This window comes from Janthinobacterium sp. C22 (assembly GCF_057919405.1).
In genome coordinates, this window is record NZ_CP193659.1 from 1 (window position 1) to 16,973 (window position 16,973).

Here is a 16,973-nt window from a genome sequence, read left to right on the forward strand (position 1 = left end):
CCCAGTCCGCCGGCTATTCGCCGCTGGAAACCGAGCAGAGGGTCACCTTCCCCATCGAGACGGCCATGGCCGGCTTGCCCAACCTGGAACAGACGCGCTCGCTGTCGCGCTATGGCCTGTCGCAAGTGACCGTGATCTTCAAGGATGGCACGGACATCTATTTTGCCCGCCAGATGATCAACGAGCGCTTGCAGGAAGCGAAGGAAAGCTTGCCGGCTGGCATCACGCCGAAGATGGGCCCCGTCTCCACGGGCCTCGGTGAAATCTATTTGTGGACGGTGGAAACGCAGGAAGGCGCGAAAAGCCGGACGGCACGCCGTACACGCCGACGGACTTGCGCGAAATCCAGGACTGGATCATCAAGCCGCAGTTGCGCAATGTCACGGGTGTTACGGAAATCAATGCCATCGGCGGTTACGCCAAGCAATACCAGGTGGCGCCGTATCCGGAAAAGCTGGCCGCCTACGGCATCAGCCTGCAAGACGTGGTGACGGCGCTCGAGCGCAACAACAGCAACGTGGGCGCCGGCTACATCGAACGGCAGGGCGAGCAGCTGCTGATACGCGCGCCGGGCCAGGTGGCGTCCAAGGACGATCTCGGCAACATCGTCGTCGCCAATGTGCAGGGCGTGGCCATCCGCATCCGCGACGTGGCCGACGTCGTGCTGGGGCGCGAGCTGCGCACGGGCGCGGCCACGGAAAACGGCCGCGAAGTGGTGCTCGGCACCGTCTTCATGCTGATCGGACAGAACAGCCGCGCCGTGTCGCAAGCCGTGGATAAAAAGATGGTGGAAATCAACCGCAGCCTGCCCAAAGGCGTGCACGCCGTCACCGTGTATGACCGCACGGTACTCGTCGACAAGGCCATCAATACGGTGAAGAAAAACCTGCTGGAAGGCGCGGTACTGGTGATCGCCATCCTGTTCTTATTCCTCGGCAATATCCGCGCGGCCGTCATCACGGCCATGGTGATACCGCTGGCCATGCTGTTCACGTTTACGGGCATGGTGCAATACCATGTGAGCGCCAACCTGATGAGTCTGGGGGCGCTCGATTTCGGCATCATCATCGATGGCGCCGTGGTCATCGTGGAAAACTGCGTGCGCCGCCTGGCCCATGCGCAGCAGAAACTGGGACGGCCCTTGACCTTGCAGGAGCGTTTTCAGGAAGTGTTTGCCGCATCGCAAGAAGCGCGCCGGCCCCTGCTATATGGCCAGCTGATCATCATGGTCGTGTACCTGCCCATCTTCGCGCTGACGGGCGTGGAGGGCCGCATGTTTACGCCGATGGCCCTGACGGTGGTGATCGCCCTGCTGGGCGCCATGCTGCTGTCGATCACCTTCATCCCGGCCGCCGTGGCGCTGTTTATCGGCGACAAGGTGGCGGAGAAGGAAAACGCCATCATGCGCGCCGCCAAGCGCTGGTATGCGCCGCTGCTGGACAAGGTGATGCGCAACACGCCCGTCGTGTTGACGGGCGCGGCGGTAGCCGTCGTGCTGTCGGGCTTGCTGGCCACGCGCATGGGCAGCGAATTCGTGCCCAGCCTGAACGAGGGCGACATCGCCATCCAGGCCCTGCGCATCCCCGGCACCAGCTTGACGCAATCGCTGGCCATGCAGCAGCAACTGGAAAGCAAGCTGATGGCAAACCACAAGGAAATCGCGCGCGTGTTCGCCCGTACGGGAACGGCCGAGATCGCCTCCGACCCCATGCCGCCGAATATTTCCGATGGCTACATCATGCTGAAACCCCGCGACGCATGGCCAGAACCGAAGAAGTCGCGCGAGCAATTGCTGGCGGAAATCGAAGCCACGGCCACGAGCTTGCCGGGCAATAACTACGAGTTTTCGCAACCGATCCAGCTGCGCTTCAATGAACTGATTTCCGGCGTGCGCAGCGACGTGGCCGTGAAACTGTTCGGCGACGACATGCTTGTCCTCGACAGCACGGCGGCGAAGATCGCGGGCGTGCTGGGCAAGATACCGGGCGCGACAGAGGTAAAAGTCGAGCAGACGACGGGGCTGCCGATGCTGACGGTGCAGATCGACCGCGAGCAGACGGCCCGCTACGGTCTCAACATTGCCGACGTGCAGGCGGCGATCGCCACGGCCATCGGCGGGCAGGAGGCCGGCACCCTGTTCCAGGGCGACCGCCGCTTCGACATCGTCGTGCGCCTGCCCGACAGCCTGCGCAGCGACCTGGAGCAACTCAAACGCCTGCCCATCGCCCTGCCCCTGGGCGCGGCGGCGGAAGGCCGCGCACGCTTCATTCCGCTCGGCGAAGTGGCCAGCCTGCAGGTGGCGCCGGGACCGAACCAGATCAGCCGCGAAGACGGCAAGCGCCGCATCGTCATCAGCGCCAACGTGCGCGGGCGCGATATCGGCTCGTTCGTGGCCGACGCCACGCAGCAGCTGCAGGCACAAGTAGCCATCCCGGCCGGCTACTGGACCAGCTGGGGCGGCCAGTTCGAGCAATTGCAGTCGGCCACCAAGCGCCTGGAACTGGTGGTGCCCGTGGCGCTGGCGCTCGTCTTCGTCCTGCTGTTTGCCATGTTCGGCAATGTGAAAGATGGCTTATTGGTCTTCAGCGGCATCCCGTTCGCCTTGACGGGCGGCATCGTCGCCCTGTGGCTGCGCGACATTCCCATGTCGATTTCGGCGGCCGTGGGCTTCATCGCCCTGTCCGGCGTGGCCGTGCTCAACGGCCTGGTGATGATCGCCTACATCCGCCAGCTGCGCGAACAGGGCATCCCCTTGCAGGATGCGATACGCGAGGGCGATTACGCGCCTGCGGCCCGTCTTGATGACGGCGCTGGTGGCGTCGCTGGGCTTCGTGCCGATGGCCATTGCCACGGGCACGGGCGCTGAAGTGCAGCGTCCGCTGGCCACCGTGGTGATCGGCGGCATTTTATCGTCGACGGCATTGACGCTGCTGGTGCTGCCATTGCTGTACCGGCTGGCGTATGCCGTAAGAGGCAGGTCGGATTAGCGGGGGCCGCCGAGGTCGCAAGCGCGTCATCCGACGCATTGTTGACGCTGGTAGCAATGTCGGATGACGGCCTTTCAGGCCTGATCCGACCTACCTGTCCATGGGTGGCGGACGTAGGTCGGATTAGCTCCGAAGGAGCGTCATCCGACACCAGCATCGGCGCCAACAATATGCAGCTTACGGCCGGCGGTAGCCGCCTTCGATCCAGTTCGCCGCGGACGTGGCATTGAACTTGAACGCGGCCGAGGTGCGCACCTTGGCGATCTGTTCGCCGTCGGCGTCGTAGGCGCTCAGTTCAGCGTACGGGTGGTCTTCGTCGGGCACGATGTCGAACATCACCTTGATCTGCCCCTCGTCGGTGGCGACGAACAGGTTCTTGTGCAGTTGCGCGTGCAGCTGCTGCTCGTGGCGGCGCAGCACCTCGGACGCCGTCTTGACCAGGGTATTGAAGGCGTTGACGTCGAGCGGCTTCGGGTTTTTCTTGTCGCGGCCCATGGTCCACGGTCCCACGAGGGCCGGCTCCGGTTCGCCATCCTTGATCATGGCCACGGCCCAGCCTTCATCTTCCTCGTTCTTGATCACGCGCGCCGTCCAGCCATTGCCTACCCACAGGCGCGGCTCCTGGATCGGGGCGTCATTGTCCTGCTCGGCGGATTCGTCGGAAAAGTCGGGAAAATCGGTACTCATGGCGGTGCTCGTGATGGAAGGTCGGGGCTAGCATGATAGTCGAAAACGCCCGCCCGTGCCGCCTTGCCGGCGGCAACGGTGAACCTTCACCACTTCCTTCCGGCACCTTCCCGGGCAACTGTCAGCACATGGACATGGCAGGCCGGTTGGGCCAGGTCAGCGGCGGACCGGGCGGCACCCAGCGCGGGTCGATGGCCGGCAGCGGTGCATGGTAATTGAACGGGGTGATGATGATCGGCGGTATCGCCGATGGCGCGCCGACGGGCTCGGCGCAGGACTGCGGGGCGCTACGCTGGCGCGTGGTTCGATGGCGGGAAAGGGATAGCGATTGATCCCCGGTATCTGCAAACATGTTGCCCTCCTTGCGGGACTGAGGTAATCAGTATAGGACGGCTTGCGCACATTACAAGAAAAGAAATCTTGTTATACATCAGCGTTTTTCCGGCCTCCAGCGCCTTCCATACCGTGAAAATGACGGCCTGTCGCACGCCGCTGGCGGCAAGCGGGGCGCGCCCCTACAGTGTGACCATGCAACACCCCATCCCCCACACAGCGAGGCTTACCATGAAAAAATTGCTCACCTTCGTCCTCATCGTCATGCTTGCCTGCCTGTTCCTCGACAAGATCGGCGCCGCGGACATGCACATGCAGCTCAACGGCGACGAGATCGACGGTCCGCTGGAGTGGCTGTTCGGCCTGGTGTTTGCCGGCGGCGGCTTGCTGATCGCCGCCATTGCGCTGGTGTGCGCCGCCGTCGTCACGGGCGTGGTCCTGGCCGGCGTGGGCGTGGTGCTGATCGCCGTGGTGGCCCTGTGCGTGGCGCTGGCACTGGCGCTGAGCACGCCCGTGCTGCTGCCGCTCTTGATTCCCGTCGCCATCGTCTGGCTGATCGTCAGCCGCAACCGCAAGCAGGCGCAGACGCATCAGCACAGCCTGTAATCACTGCGCCATGAACTTGCTGAGCACGCCGTCACCGCCGCCGTCATTCTGCTCGATGCGGTTGCGCCCACCCCGCTTGGCCCGGTACAGCGCCTCGTCGGCGCGCGCCAGCACGGCGTCGCAATCGGCATCGGTGCCGGCCATGGCGGCCATGCCGATGCTCACCGTGATGGTGAGCACAATGCCGCCATCGATGGTCAGCGAACTTTCCGCCACGCGCCGGCGCAGCCGTTCGGCAAACACGGCCGCCGCCGGCAGATCCGTGCCCGGCAGCAAGATGGCGAATTCCTCGCCGCCCACGCGGCCCGGCACGTCGACCTTGCGCAGCGCCTGGCACATCAGCGCGCCCAGGTGACGCAGCACGGCATCGCCCACGGCGTGGCCGTACTCGTCGTTGACGCGCTTGAAGTGATCGATGTCGAGCATCAGCACGCTGGCGCAGCTGGCCAGCTCGCGCTGCAGGCGGGCATGCTCGTTTTCCAGCGACGCCATGAAGTGGCGCCGGTTCGGCAAGCCGGTCAGGAAATCCGTGGTGGCCAGCTGCAGCAGTTCCGCGTTCATGCGCTTGCGCTCGGTGATGTCGAGCGAGGACACCATGACAAAGTCCAGGCTGTCCGCATGACCGGGCATCACCAGCAAGCTCAATTCATTTTGCCGCGCCGCGCCGTCGAGACGCACGAAGCTGCTTTCGCACTCGTACAGGTGGGCGCCGCCAGCCAGCGCCAGCAGCGCATCGCCGAAACGGGGCAAGGCGCTGTCATCGAAATTCTGTGCCAGGCTCAGCGCGCCGCGGCGCTGGTCGTCCTCGTTGGCACGCACCTGCGCCAGCGCGGCGCCGTTCGCATCGATGATGCGCACCAGCCCCGCCAGCCGCTGCAGCGCGTCCGGATTGGTCTGGAAATGGGCGCCCAGGTCGCGCACGCCCGCTTGCTCGAGAGCATCGAGCGCGGCGCGCACGGCCGACCAGTCCTGTTCCCACAGGGCCACGGGCGCATGGTCGTACAGGCTGCGGAAACGCGCTTCGCCGGCGCGCAGGGCCAGCGCCACCTGCGCCTGTTCGATGGCCATGCCGGCCAGGTGCGCCGCCTCGCTCAGCCGCGCCAGATGCGCCGCACCCGGTAGCGTCGGCTGGCGGTGATACGCCATCAGCACGCCCAGCAGCTTGCCCGAGCCGCCACGCACGGGCTCGGCCCAGCACGATTGCAGCTGGGCCCGGCACGCCAGTTCCATCGTTTCCTGCGCCTCGGCATGCAGGTCGCCGACGATCACGCGCTGGCCGTCGCGCACGGCTTGCGCGGCGATGCCATGCACGCCCTGCAGCGTGTCGAGGTCATGCCCATGGCTGGACAGGTTGAAGAACGCGGGCAAGCTCGGCGCCGCGCCCAGCACCAGGCGGTGGCGGCTTTCATCGAGCAGCAAGATGCTGCACAGCATGGCCGGATGGTCCGCTTGCACGCTCAGCACCACGCTTTCCAGCACCCGCTCCAGCGGCGCGCCCGTGGCCAGCATTTCCAGCACTTGCCGCCGCGTATGCTCGCGCCGCTCCATCTGGCTGCGCTCGCTGATATCGCGGAAGGTCCACAAGCGCGCCTGCTCATTGCCCAGCTGCATGCTGCGCACATATTGTTCGACCACCCGTCCATCGCGCAGGTGCAGCACGTCGCGCCGCTCGCGGTGGCCGTGCGGCGCGTGGGCGCGTGCCCCGAGGAACGGCGCCGCCTGCTCCAGCTGGCTTTCCACATGGCGCACCAGCGCCGCGCCATCGGCTTGCCAGTCGAGCGCGTCGGGCACTTGCCACAGGTCGCGGAAGCGCCGGTTCGAGGTGAAGATGCGGCCATTGATGTTGTCGACCAGAATGCCGTCGATGGTCGAATCGAGGATGCTGCGCAGCATGGCCTGGCTGCGCTGCGCTGCCTCGGCCATCGCCAGCACGCTCGCCTGCCCCTGCTCCAGCTGCGCAGTCAGCTCGCTCGAGCGCGCCAGCGCCGCCTGGGCGCGGGCGCGGCCCGCCGCCAGCAGCCAGGCCGCCAGCGCCAGCACGATGCTGGCCAGCAAGCCGGCCCAGGCCACCAGGCGGGGCCGCGCCAGCACCTCGCCATCGAAGCCCGGCATGGCGCGCACGCGCAAGGTCCAGGCGCGGCCGGCGATGGTGATCGCCTGCCGCGACACCAGGCTGTCCGACGCGGCGGACGACAAGGCGCCCGGCAAGCTGTCATACATCAGGGCCGCCTCGGCCAGTTGCGCGCCGTCATAGATTTCCAGGTCCAGCTGGCGCGCCGCCTCGCCGCCCACGCCCGCCATCAGGTCGCCCATGCGGAACGGCGCAAACACCCAGGCGCGCAAGGCGGCGCGCCGCTGCTCCACGCCGGCATGCGGCAAGCCATTGTCATACACGGGCAGCACGATCAGGAAACCATGCGCCTGGGCGCTGCCGCCATCTTGCACCAGGTGGATCTTGCCCGTCATGGCGGCCTGGCCCGTATCGCGCGCCTGCTCGAGCGCGGCGCGGCGCACCGGTTCGGACCAGATGTCATAACCGAAGGCCAGCAGGTTGCTCTCGCTCAAAGGTTCCAGATAGGTAATGGGCGCGTGCCAGGCGCGCTGGCCTTGCGGGCGCACGGCATAGCCGGGATAGCCCTCCGCGCGCACGCTGGCCTCGTGCCGCGCCAGGGCGGCGCCGGGCAACAGCGGCAGATAGCCGATACCGTGGATGCCGGGAAAGTTTCGGTCGACTTGCTGCACCGCCAGATAAGCATGGAATTCGCGGCGCGTGACTTCCTGCGAACTGGCATACAGTCCCTGCACCCCGTGCAGCACCTGGATATAGGTCTGCATGCGGCCGGCGATGTTGCCCACCAGTTCGCGCACGCGGAAATCGAAATCGGCCCGCACCTGCTGTTCGCTGGCGTCGTGGGCATTGCGCCAGGCGCCATACGTCAGTCCCAGGCACAGCGCCAGCACCAGCGCGGCCAGGGCGCGCGGTCCCACCCAGTGCGACACTGGCCGGGCAAACCACGACAAAGACGCGCGTGTAGGCATGGCAGGCTGACAGGCAGAATGACATCAAACCGCGACACGGCCGGCAACATGGCTGGCCGCGGCTGCACGATTACCATCGGTAGTCGATGAGAATGATAGTACGTTACAGCGGGCGCCCTTGCAATGCTGAATATTGTGCTAAAAAGCGCACATGTTTCGTCGATGCAATGATGCGTACTCCATGAAAATTCGATGCCATGAAAACCATCTCGCGCCCGCTGGTATGATCGCCCCGCAATCCATCAACAAGGAGCCACATTTGCAGCAAGACAGCTGGCAGGGAACACTCTGGCTGGCGCCGGACTTCGCCATCCTGCATGGCGCGGCGGGCGCCACGGACAGCCACGCCCATTATGCGCACCAGTTGATGCTGAGCATGGGCGCGCCCTTCACAGCAGAGCTCGACGGCATCGTCCACACGGCGCGGCACTTGCTGGTCGATAGCCTGCGCCCGCACGCCATCGTGACCGCGCCGGCGCCCATGCTGACCATCTATGCGGAGCCGCAGCGCCTGGGTGGCGCAGCCTTGCTGGCGGCCGCCGCCCAGGCTGGCGCGCCCACGCTGGAGCATATCGCCGCCGCATTGCGGGCCCAGCCGCGCGAGCCCTTGCCCGATCCCCGCTTGCGCCGCGCGCTGGAGCAGGTCGACATATTGTTGTCGGGCAAGGTCAGCGCGGCCGCCGTGGCCGGGGCCGCGCATTTGTCGCTGAGCCAGCTGGAACGCCTGTTCAGCGCCCAGCTGGGCTTGCCCGTGCGCCGGCTGGTGCTGTGGCGCCGTTTGCGCCTGGCCATCCGTTTTATCTTGCTCGGCAGTACCTTGACGGACGCGGCCCACGGCGCCGGCTTTGCCGATGCGGCGCATTTTTCGCGCACCATGCGCAGCCTGTTCGGCGTGCGCGCCGACCGCAGCTTGCGCCAGCTCGACGTCAAGCTGCTCGATTGACCTGCCGGCTACGACCCGTTGCGCAAGCCGGCCGGCAGCTCGGGCGCGCGCACGCCCTCTTCCGCGCGGAACGGTTCGATCAATTGCGGCAGGTAGGCCACGGGATAGTCGGGACGGCTGCCGATGCCCAGGTCCTCGCCCCGCATGCGGTAATCCGGTGCGTCGAAGGCCGTGCCCAGCAGGCGATCCCAGCAGGTAAAGAACAGGCCGAAATTCACGTCGCCGGCCGTGCCGTACTTCATGTGGTGAAAACGGTGCAGCGGCGCCCAGGCGAATACGTGGCGCAGCGGCCCCATGCGCATATCGACGTTCGCGTGCTGCAACAGCAGCTGGATGGCCACGGCAAACGCCAGCACGGCCATGACGGGCTCCGGTATGCCCAGCAGCAATAAGGGCAGCATGCCGCCCGCCGCTTCCAGCAGCAGATGCAGCGGGTGTTTCATCCAGCCATTGAAACCGTACAGGCGCCGCACGCTGTGGTGCACGGCATGCAGTTTCCACAGAAAGTAATAATGGTGGCTCAGGTAATGCACGAGCGTGATGCCGCAGTCGGCGATAAGGATGGCCAGCAGCAGCTGCGCCCAGAATGGCAGCTGGTCCGGCCAGAATGCGCCCAGCGCCAGGTGTCCGGCCAGCAGGGGGAAGGCAACCAGGCCCAGCAGGTACAGCGCCTCGTTGACGAGCGCATGCACGGCGTCGCGCCAGCCGTCGCCGTGCGCGTGGTTCCACGCGCCGTCATACGGCAGGTAGCGTTCGGCAAGCAGGGAAGTGAGCAGGGCCAGCAGCAGCAAGGGCGGCAAGACCCAGAGGGAATAGTGGCACACCGCGATCAGGCAACTGGCGGCGCCGATGAAGCCGGCCCAAAAGACGGGGCCGTACAGCGCGGCAAAGAAGGATGTCATGGCAAGGCGCTCCTGTGGCAAAAACCACAGCATCGCTTGCACGCCTGCCGCGCCGCTTGAAGAAACGGCGCAACTTGCTACATTGCCGCCTTGCGCGCCGCGTACTGCTGGTAACCGTTCGCGCGCAGGGCGCAGGCGGGGCAGGTGCCGCAGCCATAGCCCCAGTCGTGCAATTCGCCCCGCTCGCCCAGGTAGCACGTATGCGTGCCGCTGCGGATCAGGTCGACCAGCGGCTGGCCGCCCAGGTCTTCCGCCAGGTCCCAGCTTTGCGCCTTGTCCAGCCACATCAGCGGCGTTTCCAGCTTCAAACGCGTATCCATGCCCAGGTTCAGGGCCACTTGCAGCGCCTTCATCGTGTCGTCGCGGCAATCCGGGTAGCCGGAGAAATCCGTCTCGCACATGCCGCCCACCAGCACCGTCAAGCCGCGGCGGTAGGCCACGGTGGCGGCCACCGTCATGAACAGCAGGTTGCGTCCAGGCACGAAGGTGTTCGGCAAGCCGTTTTCCTGCATGACGATCTCGACGTTCTGCGTCATGGCCGTATCGGAAATGGCGGAAATCAACGACAGGTCGATCATGTGGTCCTGGCCCAGGCGGCTATCCCACTCGGGCGACTGCCGGCGCATCTGTTCCAGTACGCCGGGACGCACGGTCAGCTCGATCGCATGGCGCTGCCCATAGTCAAAGCCGATGGTTTCCACGCGGCTATAGTGTTTCAGGGCCCAGGCCAGGCAGGTGGTGGAATCTTGTCCACCGCTAAAGAGCACCAGTGCGGAGTCCGTTGCTAGCATAATTTCTTTCTTTTCAGTGTGATTCTGTTCCAATTGTGCGCAGGGAAACATGATTCCCAGTGCAAAAAATACTTATTCGTCCGCCATCAGTTTACCTATTCCGGTAACATGCAGTCAGCATTTACTCATCTGGAGCACCATGTTTTCTGCACGACCCATACGGCATACGGCTGCCGGCAAGGCGATACGACCACGAATTTTGGCACAAGTAGTGACAAAAGCAATGGGTCAACTGACACTGGCGGCCGCCGGCGGCGTCATCTCGCTGTTTCCCATCGCCCATGCGGCCGCGCAAGATGCTGCTCTGGAAAGCGCCAGCGTCACGGAAACGGCACCCGCCCCGCTGCAGTACGAGGTCAAGGTCAACGCCCCCGGCGACCTCGATGAGTTGCTGGAAAAAACCTGGACCTGGAACGCTTCCGCGGCAACCCGCGCATGGACCGCGAGCAATTGCAGCGCCTCGTGCGCGATACGCCCGAGCAAGCCAAAAACCTCATCGCCACGGCCGGCTACTACACGCCCGTCGTCACGGTGCGCGTCGACACGACGGGCGCCAAACCCGTCGTCATCGTCGACGTCGAGCCGGGCCAGCCCGTGACCGTCGACAAGGTCGAGCTGGAATTGCGCGGCTTCGATCCCACGCCGCCGCTGGCCGCTTCCGAACCCTACGATACGGAAGCCCTGAAACGTAGCTGGGCCCTGAAGACGGGCAGCGTGTTCCGCCAGGCGGAATGGGAATCCGCCAAGCGCGCGCTGCTGCGCGAAGTGGTGCAGACGCGCTACCCGCGCGCCCAGCTGGTCGATACGCAAGCCGTGGTCGATCCGGAAACGCACAAGGTGTCCTTGCTGGTCGTGCTCGACAGCGGCCCCGAGCTGCGCTTCGGCGAGCTGCGCATCGAAGGCTTGAAGCGCTACGACGCCAGCATCATCCGCAACCTCGACAAGATACGCCCGGGCGACTATTACAGCGAGTCGGCGCTGCAATCGTTCCAGGCGCGCCTGCAGGACACGGGCTACTTTGCCAGCGTGGAAGTGAGCGCCGACATGAGCAGCATCCTGGGCGAGCAGATCGAGGCGGGCCAGGAAAGCCAGCAAGCCGAGGCCGATGGTGCCGCCGCCGAAGCCAGGCCCGCCAACCGCGGCCCCGCGCTGCTGCTGCCGCTGGTGGTGCGCGTGACGGAAAACAAGCAGCAGAACGTCAGCGCCGGTCTCGGTTTCAGTACGAATACGGGGAACCGTGCCCAGCTCAACTATGACAACCTGAACGTATGGGGCACGCGCTTCAAGAGCGCGCTCACCATGGAAACGAAGAAACAGGCGGCGCACGCCAATTTTTACTTTCCGACCACCGAGCGCGGCTACAACGACAGCGCGGGCGCCTCGTTCGAGCGCAGCGACATTTCCAATGAAATCACGGCCGTCACCACCATCTCGGCCAAGCGCAACTGGGGCGGCACCAACCTCGAACGCAGCCTGACGTTCGAGTTCCTCAGCGAAGACAAGACGGTGGTGGGCCTGGAACAGACGCGCAGCAAGAGCTTGCCGCTGACCTATGCCATCACCAAGCGCAGCCTCGACAGCCTGCTGTTCCCCACCAAGGGCTATGTCATCAATGCGCAGGTGGGCGGCGCGCTGCTGCCCGTGCTGACGGACGAGCGCTTCGTGCGCGTCGCCGGCAAGGCCGTGTATTACCGTCCGCTGGGCGAAAAGGGCGAACTCATCCTACGCGGCGAAATGGGCGCGCTGGGCTCGAAAGAGAAGCGCGGCGTGCCGGCCGTCTACCTGTTCCGCGCGGGCGGCGACCAGTCGGTGCGCGGCTATGCCTACCAGGAACTGGGCGTCAAGGAAGGCGACGCCACCGTCGGCGGGCGCTACATGGCCACCGCCAGCGCCGAGTACCAGTACTGGTTCAAGCCGAAATGGGCCATCGCCGCCTTCTACGACGCCGGCAACGCGGCCGATACCGTCAAGGCGCTGACGCCGAAATCGGGCTACGGCCTGGGCGGACGCTACAAGAGTCCCGTCGGCCCCATCAATGTCGACGTGGCATATGGCCACGCCGTCCACGCCTACCGTTTGCACTTTTCTCTGGGATTCACTTTCTGATGTCCGATATTTCTACCGAGTCCCACGACGCCGCGCCGCCACCGCCGGCGAAAAACCGCACCGCTGGGTGCGCTACGTGCTGATCGCCGTCGCCAGCCTGGCCATGCTGCTGGGCGGCGCCTTCTGGTTCCTGGGCCGCGAATCGACCTTGCAGATGCTGGTGCAAAAAGTGGCCAGCGCCAGCGGCGGCGACATCCAGGTGTCGGGCGTGTCCGGCTCGCTGTACAACCGCATGCACCTGGGCCACCTCAGTTACCGCAGCAAGACGCAGCACATCACGGCCGACAACATCGACATCAACTGGTCGCCGTTCCAGTTCTTTCGGAAGGCATCGCCATCAGCGAACTGCACGTGGCCAGCCTGTCCGTGGAAAGCACGGCGCCGTCCGACGAACCGTCGACCATGCCCGCCAGCCTGGCCGCGCCATTCAAGATCGGCATTGCCGACGCGCGCCTGGACAAGGTGACCCTCATCAGCCCGGGCGGCAACACGGTGTTTGAAAAGATCCATTTCACCTTGTCGGGCGACAAGTCGCAATGGCAGCTGGAAGACGCCTCGGCCCTGACGCCGTTCGGCCAGGCCACGGCCAGCGCGACGATCGCCGCCACGCAGCCGTTCAAACTGTCAGGCAAGGCGGGCTTGACGCAGATCAACCCTGCCGCCGGCGAAAAACCGGCTGCCCTCGCCTTGCAGCTGGGCGGCGACCTGAATGTGCTCAACGTCACGGCCAAGGGCAGCGCGGGCGCGGCCACGGCCGATGCCCGGCTGGCGCTGGCGCCGTTCGACCCCGTCATCATCCTGCGCTCGGCCAGCATCAAAGGCCGCAACATCAATCCGGGCAAGTTCGACGCGACCTTGCCGCAGGCGGACCTGAGCCTGGAACTCGATGCCGCCATCGACACCCGGCCGGCCAGGCAAACGGTGTCGGGCAAGCTGGCCATCCTCAACCACGCCACGCCGGGCCCCATCGACCAGCAAAAGCTGCCGCTGCGCCAGTTCGAAGCGCGCCTGGGCGGCACCCTGACGGCCACGACGCTGGAGTCGGCCATCATCGATTTCGGCAACGCGGGCAAATTCACGGGCGGCGGCAAGCTCAACCGCGATGCCGTCGATGCCCCCATCGGCACTGCGCAACTGACCTTGCACACGGACAAGATCGACTTGCAGCATATCTACAGCAGCATCAACAGCACGAAGATCGTCGGTGACATCGTGCTCGACAGCGACGGCAAGACGCAAACCCTGCGCGCCAGGCTCGGCGAAGCCAAGCTGCGCCTGGATGTGGAAGCCACCCTGGCCGACTCGCTCGTGCAACTGCGCAAGGCCACCTTGCAGGCAGGCAAAAGCAGCGTCAACGCGACGGGCCAGATCAGCCTGAAGGACGAACAGCCATTCAAGGCCGTGGCCAGCACCAGCCGCCTCAATCCCGCCGACTTCGGCGCCTTCCCCATGGCCGACCTGAACCTCGACGTGCGCGCCAACGGCCACGTGGCCCCCAAGTGGCTGGCGAACGCGGACTTCACCGTGCGCCCCAGCAAGCTGCTCGACCAGCCCTTGTCCGGCAAGGGCAAGCTGACGGCCGATGCGGCCCATTTCAGCGGCATCGACGTGCAATTGGCGTTGGGAAAGAACAACGTGACGGCCAAGGGCAACTTTGGCGGCGCCGGCGAAAAACTCAACTGGAATGTCGATGCACGCCAGCTTTCCGCCCTGCAGGGCGACTTGCTGGGTACGGTGCTGGCCAGCGGCGTAGTGCAGGGCACCCTGCAGCAGCCGCGCACGAGCTTTGTGGCCGATGCAAAAGGACTGGGTTTAACGAGTGGCAAGCGCCCCGCGCCCGACAGCGCCATCCACGCCAGCGGCGAAGTGGGCTTGACGGGGCCGAAGCAGCAGGCGGAATTGAAAATGACGGGTTCCTTGCAAAAGATCAACCCGGCCGCGTTTGGCGCATCGCTGCCCAACGGCAACGTGAATGCGGATTTCAACGGCAGCGGCCGATTGACCAGCGACTGGCAAGTGGCCCTCAACCTGGCCTTGCGCGAATCGACCCTGCAAAACGCCCCGCTGGCCGGCTATGCCAAGCTGTCGGCCAACGCGAAACGCATCGACAGCGTGGATACGGAACTGCGCCTGGGGCCGAACAGCTTGCTGGCTAAGGGCGCGCTGGGCGGCGCCACCGACAAGCTGGCGTGGAAACTCGATGCGCCGCAACTGTCGACCCTGGGTCCCAATTTTGCCGGCGTGCTGCATGCGGCCGGTTCCGTCTCGGGCAAGATGGACGCGCCCGCCGCGCAGCTGACCCTCGATGGCAAGGATCTGACCTTCTTTGGCGAGCAGCAATTGAAAGCCGTGAAAGGCAGCGCCAGCGTGGGCGCCGGCCAGGGCGCACTCGACCCCATGGTCAGCAGCCTGGAAATCACGGGCTACGCCACGCCCACCTTCAAGCTGGCCAGCGCCCGCCTGGGCACGACGGGCACGCGCGGCAGCCATACGGTCAATTTGACGGCGCGCAATGACGATTTCGATGCCACCGTGCAAATCCGCGGCAGCCAGAGCGGCGCCGCCTGGACGGGCAGCATCGACAGCCTGCAAAACAAGGGCCGCTACGCGCTCGTGCTGCAAGCGCCCGTGCCCGTGAAAGTGGCAGGACCGGCCGGCAGCGGCGTGGCGGGCCTGGGCCAGCCCGAGCAGATCAGCGTGGGCAACACCGTCATCAAATTACCGGCAGGCAGCATCACCATGCAAAACCTCGTCAAGAACGGCCCCCGGTGGACCAGTTCCGGCCAGGCGGCCGGCGTGGCCCTGACCTATCTGGCGCAGGTCATTCCCTCGCTGCAGGCGAATGCGCGCAGCGACCTGACCCTGGGCGCGCAATGGTCGCTCGACATGCAGGTGCCGACGGCGAAACAGAAAGATCCCTCGCTGGCGGGCATGCTGCACATCTACCGCGAAAAAGGCGACGTGACGGTGGGCGTGGAGCAGCCGCTGGCGCTGGGCTTGCGCACCTTCGATGCCCGCGTGGATGTCGCCAACCAGCAGCTGCGCCTGGCCGTGAAACTCGATGGCGCACGCGCGGGCCAGAGCGATATCAATGCCACCGTGCAAATGCTGAACGGACGCATCAGCAACGACAGCGCCCTGTCGATGACGGGCACCACGAATATCGATTCGTTGGCGTGGCTGGCGCCGCTGACGGGCCAGCCGGGCCTGGAACTGGGCGGCGCCTTGAAGGTGGCCCTGTCCGGCAGCGGCACCATCGGCGCGCCGCAATTGAATGGCGACATCAACGGCAGCAAGCTGCTGGTGAACTGGGCCGACCAGGGCTTGAAATTGCGCAATGGCGTGCTGCAAGCCAAGCTGGCCGGCGATCAGCTGCAATTGCAGCGTTTGAGCTTTGACGGCGGCGACGGCAAGGTGCAGGCAGATGGCTGGGTACGCTTTGCGAATGGCGAAGCAAGCCTGGAACTGAAGCTGATGGCCGACCGCCTGCAGGCGCTGTCGCGCCCGGACCGCACTTTGGTCCTGTCGGGCAACAGCACCCTGGTGCGCAATGACAAGCGCTTCAGCTTCGAGGGCAAGTTCAAGGCCAACCGCGCGCTGATCGAGCTGGCGCCGCAGGATACGCCCACGCAAAGCAGCGACGTGGTGGTGCTGGGCAAGGAAGTCAAGGGCGGCAAGGAAGCGCCTTCGCTGCCCCTGAATATCGATCTCGAGTTTGACCTGGGCAACGCTTTCCACCTGCGCGGCATGGGCCTCGACGCGGATCTGGCGGGCAATGTGCGCGCCCGCGTCATCAACCGCGCCGCGCCGCGCGTGACGGGCAGCATCAAGGTCACGAACGGCCAGTACGCCGCGTATGGACAGAAGCTGTCGATCGAGCGGGGCCTGATCGCCTTCACGGGCGCCTACGACAATCCGTCGCTGAACATCCTGGCCGTGCGCAAGCGTCCCGAAGGCGAGGCGCTGTCGGAAACGAATGTGGAAGCGGGCGTGGAAGTGCGCGGCACGGCGCAGGCGCCGACGGCCAAGCTGGTGTCCACGCCCAGCGTGTCGGACAGCGACAAGCTGGCCTGGCTGATCCTCGGCCACGGCGCGGAAACGGCTGCCGGCGACGAAATGGCCCTGCTGACGACGGCCGCAGGCGCCCTCTTCGGCGGCTCCGGCGGCGGCTTGCAGGGCAAGCTGGCCAATTCGCTGGGCCTCGATGAAGTGGGCCTGTCGCAGGCCCAAGGGCTGGAAAGCACGGTCGTCACCGTCGGCAAGCGGCTGTCGTCGCGCGCCTACCTGACGTTCGAGCAAGGCACGAGCACGGCGACGAGCCTGGTGAAGCTGCGTTATAAACTGAACCGCCGCATCACTTTGCAGTTCCAGACGGGCACGAACAATGCGCTGGACGTGTTGTATACGTGGGCGTTTGATTAGAGTGGCGGCCTGTCGGATTACGCGGGGCGTGGCCCCGCTAATCCGACCTACGGCCCATGTGCATCCACGTAGGTCGGATTCGCGGCGCAGCCGCGTCATCCGACACCACCAGAAACAACAAAGGGCGCCTCGGCGCCCTTTTTCTTGATCTGCCGCA

Annotated in this window: 11 protein-coding genes and 1 pseudogene; 7 read left to right on the forward strand and 5 right to left on the reverse strand. The window is 65.5% G+C overall.

Annotation, left to right across the window (positions count from 1 at the left end):
• Positions 1 to 11: 11 nt before the first annotated feature.
• Positions 12 to 2,987, forward strand: a pseudogene (locus ACRHIG_RS00005) (efflux RND transporter permease subunit); the annotation flags it as partial.
• Between the two features lie 177 nt (positions 2,988 to 3,164).
• On the opposite strand, the gene ACRHIG_RS00010 reads toward ACRHIG_RS00005, so the two are convergent.
• Positions 3,165 to 3,674 (reverse strand): hypothetical protein, encoded by a 510-nt coding sequence (locus ACRHIG_RS00010; RefSeq protein WP_070217754.1) that lies wholly within the window; start codon positions 3,672 to 3,674, stop codon positions 3,165 to 3,167.
• A gap of 121 nt (positions 3,675 to 3,795) precedes the next feature.
• Complete coding sequence (locus ACRHIG_RS00015; RefSeq protein WP_475417187.1) at positions 3,796 to 4,026, reverse strand: hypothetical protein; 231 nt, start codon at positions 4,024 to 4,026, stop codon at positions 3,796 to 3,798.
• Positions 4,027 to 4,238: 212 nt separating this feature from the next.
• On the opposite strand from ACRHIG_RS00015, the gene ACRHIG_RS00020 reads away from it, so the two are divergent.
• Entirely contained in the window at positions 4,239 to 4,613 is a 375-nt protein-coding gene (locus ACRHIG_RS00020) for a hypothetical protein (protein WP_489629013.1), read from the forward strand.
• On the opposite strand, the gene ACRHIG_RS00025 is transcribed toward ACRHIG_RS00020, so the two are convergent.
• A complete protein-coding gene (locus ACRHIG_RS00025; protein ID WP_475417185.1) occupies positions 4,614 to 7,652 on the reverse strand; it encodes a sensor domain-containing diguanylate cyclase in 3,039 nt (1,012 codons plus the stop codon).
• A 259-nt stretch (positions 7,653 to 7,911) separates the two neighbouring features.
• On the opposite strand from ACRHIG_RS00025, the gene ACRHIG_RS00030 reads away from it, so the two are divergent.
• On the forward strand, positions 7,912 to 8,595 hold the full coding sequence (locus ACRHIG_RS00030) for a helix-turn-helix domain-containing protein (protein ID WP_489629014.1): 684 nt from the start codon (positions 7,912 to 7,914) through the stop codon (positions 8,593 to 8,595).
• A gap of 8 nt (positions 8,596 to 8,603) precedes the next feature.
• On the opposite strand, the gene ACRHIG_RS00035 is transcribed toward ACRHIG_RS00030, so the two are convergent.
• Both ACRHIG_RS00035 and queC read right to left on the reverse strand, forming a co-directional pair.
• Entirely contained in the window at positions 8,604 to 9,497 is an 894-nt protein-coding gene (locus tag ACRHIG_RS00035; RefSeq protein ID WP_489629015.1) for a sterol desaturase family protein, read from the reverse strand.
• A 77-nt stretch (positions 9,498 to 9,574) separates the two neighbouring features.
• Positions 9,575 to 10,288, reverse strand: a complete 714-nt coding sequence (queC, locus tag ACRHIG_RS00040; RefSeq protein WP_475417182.1) for a 7-cyano-7-deazaguanine synthase QueC — start codon at positions 10,286 to 10,288, stop codon at positions 9,575 to 9,577.
• A gap of 223 nt (positions 10,289 to 10,511) precedes the next feature.
• Here queC and ACRHIG_RS00045 point away from each other — a divergent pair, with 223 nt between their 5' ends.
• The 4 genes from ACRHIG_RS00045 (at position 10,512) to ACRHIG_RS00060 (ending at position 16,816) form a co-directional block, all read left to right on the forward strand.
• Positions 10,512 to 10,886 carry a hypothetical protein gene (locus tag ACRHIG_RS00045; RefSeq protein WP_489629016.1) on the forward strand — a complete coding sequence of 125 codons (375 nt, stop codon included), beginning with the start codon at positions 10,512 to 10,514 and terminating at the stop codon, positions 10,884 to 10,886.
• On the forward strand, positions 10,784 to 12,394 hold the full coding sequence (locus ACRHIG_RS00050; protein ID WP_489630903.1) for an autotransporter assembly complex protein TamA: 1,611 nt from the start codon (positions 10,784 to 10,786) through the stop codon (positions 12,392 to 12,394). Before ACRHIG_RS00045 ends, ACRHIG_RS00050 begins: the two co-directional genes overlap by 103 nt.
• A gap of 76 nt (positions 12,395 to 12,470) precedes the next feature.
• Entirely contained in the window at positions 12,471 to 12,860 is a 390-nt protein-coding gene (locus ACRHIG_RS00055; RefSeq protein ID WP_489629047.1) for a hypothetical protein, read from the forward strand.
• Positions 12,746 to 16,816 (forward strand): translocation/assembly module TamB domain-containing protein, encoded by a 4,071-nt coding sequence (locus ACRHIG_RS00060; protein ID WP_489629018.1) that lies wholly within the window; start codon positions 12,746 to 12,748, stop codon positions 16,814 to 16,816. The genes ACRHIG_RS00055 and ACRHIG_RS00060 overlap by 115 nt, the downstream gene beginning before the upstream one ends.
• The last annotated feature ends 157 nt before the right edge of the window (positions 16,817 to 16,973 follow it).